Origin of the sequence: Quadrisphaera sp. RL12-1S, assembly GCF_014270065.1 — a bacterium.
In the GTDB taxonomy this organism is placed as follows: domain Bacteria; phylum Actinomycetota; class Actinomycetes; order Actinomycetales; family Quadrisphaeraceae; genus Quadrisphaera.
The window spans coordinates 152,734-156,315 of the sequence record NZ_JACNME010000008.1 but is presented as its reverse complement, the minus strand read 5'-3'; the positions used below and the strand labels follow the sequence as shown (position 1 = coordinate 156,315).

Annotated in this window: 3 protein-coding genes and 1 pseudogene; 2 read left to right on the top strand and 2 right to left on the bottom strand. The window is 78.8% G+C overall.

Features of this window, described 5'->3' with window-relative positions; all coding sequences use genetic code 11:
- Nucleotides 1–4: 4 nt before the first annotated feature.
- Together H7K62_RS15385 and H7K62_RS15380 are read right to left on the bottom strand one after the other, a co-directional pair.
- Complete coding sequence (locus H7K62_RS15385) at nt 5–910, bottom strand: DUF4397 domain-containing protein (protein ID WP_186719863.1); 906 nt, start codon at nt 908–910, stop codon at nt 5–7.
- Between the two features lie 196 nt (nt 911–1,106).
- Entirely contained in the window at nt 1,107–2,195 is a 1,089-nt protein-coding gene (locus H7K62_RS15380) for a hypothetical protein (RefSeq protein WP_186719862.1), read from the bottom strand.
- A gap of 163 nt (nt 2,196–2,358) precedes the next feature.
- On the opposite strand from H7K62_RS15380, the gene H7K62_RS15375 reads away from it, so the two are divergent.
- Together H7K62_RS15375 and H7K62_RS21630 are read left to right on the top strand one after the other, a co-directional pair.
- The gene (locus H7K62_RS15375; RefSeq protein ID WP_370591798.1) at nt 2,359–2,946 is read left to right on the top strand and encodes an NYN domain-containing protein; all 588 of its coding nucleotides are present in this window, start codon (nt 2,359–2,361) and stop codon (nt 2,944–2,946) included.
- 398 nt (nt 2,947–3,344) lie between these two features.
- Nucleotides 3,345–3,582, top strand: a pseudogene (locus H7K62_RS21630) (hypothetical protein); the annotation flags it as partial.

Sequence of the window (3,582 nt, the reverse complement as noted above, 5' to 3'; positions counted from 1 at the left end):
GGGCTCACCGGTCCGCGAGCGCCCCGCGGCGACGGCGCACGAGGGCGAGGGCGCCGGCGAGCGCCCCGCCGGCGAGCGCCGTGCCGGCCGCGGCGGTGCCGGCGACGCCGAGCGCGGAGCCGCCGGGGTGCTCGGCCAGGTAGCCGCCGCCGGTGGCGGCGCCACCCTGCGGCACCACGCCGGAGCCCGTGGCGTCGGTGACGGGCCGCAGCGCGAGGCCGCTGGTGCCGTCGGCGAGCACGAGGACGGTGTAGACGCTGCCGCCCGCCAGGGTGGTGGACTCCTGGGCCTTGCGCTGCCCGGTCGAGGCGTCGAAGGTCACCGGTCCGGCGGGCAGGTCGACGTAGCCGGTGGGCTGGGAGAAGGCCGCCCCGGAGGCGACGGTCCGGCCACCGGCGGTGACGTCGGTGGTCTGCCCGGGCTCGGCGGCCGGGAGGACGCGCACCCGCGCGGTGCCCGGCCCGGGGGAGGTGAGGTCGTCCTGGATGGCCGACAGGCGCGGGGCCGTGCTGTCACCGAGGCCGGCGATGGTGTACGCGTCCCCGGCCTGGGCGGTGAGGGTCTGGGTGAGCACCGGCGTGGTGCTGGGGGCGGCTCCGACGGGACGGACCGCCACGGCGTAGGAGCCTGCGGGCAGCGGCTCGTAGCCGGTGATGGCGCCGTAGGTCGCCTCCGGGGCCAGCGTGAGCTGCCGGGTGGAGCCGTCGAAGGCGGTGAGCGTGGCCGTCATGGTGACCCCGCCGAAGCCCGGCACCAGGTGGGCCACCCGGATGTAGGCGTCGTCCGTGGTGGCCGACCTGCTCGTCGGCTGCCCGGCCGAGGCGGCCGCGGACGCCGGACCGAGGACGGCCACCGCCACGAGGGCGCCGACGAGGAGCCCTCGCCTCGGTGCGCGTGGTGCTGCGCTCACGAGCTCTCCTTCCCAGCCGACCGGCGGGCACCGTCTGTGGCGGTGTCGTCGCTCACCGTTCCGTTCGGCCGCGCCCATCATCCATGCGGCCCACCGGACCCGCCAGAGAGGGCGGCTGTCTCCCCTCGACGGGTCCGGGCCCCAACGGCGGGCCGACAGGGCCGACGGGGGGTGGCGCCGCGGCGGGGTGACCGCCTCACACGCCGGCGGAGGGCAGCACGACGCGCAGCACCTGGGTGCCGCCGTCGTCCTCGAGCGCGGCGGTGGCGCGGTAGGGGGTGTCCTGCGCGGTGAGCTGGCGCTGCAGCAGCGCCACCGCGTCGGGGTCGGCGCCCACCGGGCGCCCGCCGAGCCCGTCGACCACCGCCGTGCGCACCGGCTCGCCGCCGCCCCCGCTCGAGGGCAGGTCGGCCACCGACAGCGGCTGCTGGGCCGCCAGCTGCACCAGGAGGGCCGCCAGGCGCAGGTCCACGGGCTGGGTGCGCAGCGCCTCGCGCGCCCGGGGGGAGAAGTCGAGCCGGGTGTTGCGCTGCAGCTCCTCCAGCGCTGCCGCGTCGGCCGCGGTCGCGGTGGCGGGGGCCGGTGCGGAGGTCACCGGCGGGGAGGTGGTCGCGTCGGTGCCGGCCGCGAGCGGCACCACCGGCTCCGCGCCCGCCGACGCGCCGGCCAGCTCGCGCACCTCCACGCGCCCGTCGCCGTCCCCGAAGACGGCCACGGACCGCGACGACGCGAGCGCCTGGGCCGCCCAGCTCCCGGGGGCCGCCTCTGCGCGCAGCGCCGGGCCGGCCACCACCCAGCGGGCGGGCAGCGCGGGGTCCGCGGAGGCCGTCGGAGCGGGGACGAGCCGGGAGGCGAGCTGCGCGGAGCTGGCCAGCGCGTCGTAGAGGCCGGGGTCCACGGCCACGCCGCCCGCCGGGGCGGGCTGGCCCGCCAGCCACACGGCTGCCGCCTGCGCGGCGCCGGCCGACGGGGCCGTCGAGGACGACGACGGCCCGGTGCCCGAGCCCCCGCCTGCGGCGGACCCGGCTGCCGGGGCGCCGGCAGCGCCCGACCACCCGCCGCTCGCGCTGCTCGAGCTGCTGGTGCTGGTCGTGCCGGTGGCCGAGGTCCCGCTCGGCGGCTGCCGCAGCACGGCCACCGGGACGACCACCGCCGCAGCAGCGACGAGGGCGAGCGCGGCCACCACCGCGCGCCGGCGCGCAGCGGTGCCGCGCGGCGCGCGGTGCCGGGCGTGCTCGGGCGCCGGGGCCGGCGGCGCGGCCCCGTGGGCCCCGGATCCGGGCATCGGCAGGCCTCCCAGGACGGGGTGCCCATCATCGCGCAGTGACCGGTCAGTTGCACGGCGTGCTCGTCGGGGTCCGGGGGCGCCCCTCCTCGCCCCCGGTCCCCGCACCGCGTTCGACGCCGGCGGCCCGGAGGATGGGGCGGCGGGTGGCTAGGCTGCGGAAGTGGTTGGAAGCGACTCCGCGGGTGCGGCGCAGCGTGTGACGTACCTCCTGGTGGACGGCGAGAACATCGACGCCACCCTGGGGATGAGCGTGCTGGGCCGCAGGCCGGCGCCGGGGGAGCGACCCCGCTGGGACCGCGTGCGCGACTTCGCCGAGCAGGCCTGGGGCCAGCCCGTGCGGGCCCTGTTCTTCCTCAACGCCACCTCGGGCTCGATGCCGATGAGCTTCGTGCAGGCCCTGCTCGCCATGGACTACCGGCCCATCCCGCTGGCCGGCGGCCCGGGCGAGAAGGTGGTGGACCTGGGCATCCAGCGCACGCTGGAGGCCATCGTCGACCGCCCCGGTGACGTCCTGCTCGCCAGCCACGACGGCGACTTCACGGCCCACCTGCGCCAGGTGCTCGAGACCGACGGCCGCCGGGTGGGGCTCCTGGGCTTCCGCGAGTTCGTCAGCTCCACCTTCGGGGACCTGGTCAGCCGCGGCCTGCAGGTCTTCGACCTCGAGGACCACGTGCACGCCTTCACCGAGGTGCTGCCGCGCGTCCGCGTGATCCCGCTGGCCGACTTCGACCCCGAGCGCTACCTCTGACGGCCCTCCCCAGCGGCGGTGGCTGCGGCCGCCGCGCCCGCGGGAGGGGGCGCGGCTGCGAGGCGCTGGACGGGCTGTGGGAGACTGGAGCCGGACGGTCGGCACATCACACCTGACGACAGTCCCGACGACGACCTCGCCGCTCGTGGTGGTGGCCCGACTCCGCGCCGCAGCCCCTCACCGGTGGCTCGCTGGCGCGAAGGCGCGCCCCGCGAGCGGCAAGGGCACCGGTCCCCCGGTGCCCTGCGGCCGCCGCCGACGCCGGGCAGGACTGCGCCGGGGCCACGAACCCAGCGGCGCTCCTACCCGGCCACCAGACTTCCCCACCGCTCGCGGGCGGTGGGCCGAGCACCCGAGCACCGGTGGTGTGGCCGGTACCCGGGGTGGACGGAGCTCCCGTGAGCACCAGCAGCAACGGCGTCGACGACGACGGCTCGGTCGGCGCGACCGACGGCGCGGCCGGCCAGCGGCGGCGCCGCGGCCACCACCGCGCGGTCTCGCGACCGGCGGGTCCGCCGGCCGTGCACTTCCAGTCCGAGGGCGCCCCCGCCGAGCCGCAGGCCGCCGCCGAGCCCGCCCCGGCACCCGCCGCCCTCGACGGGCTTGTCCGAGGCGGTCAGGCCCGGCATCGGGAAG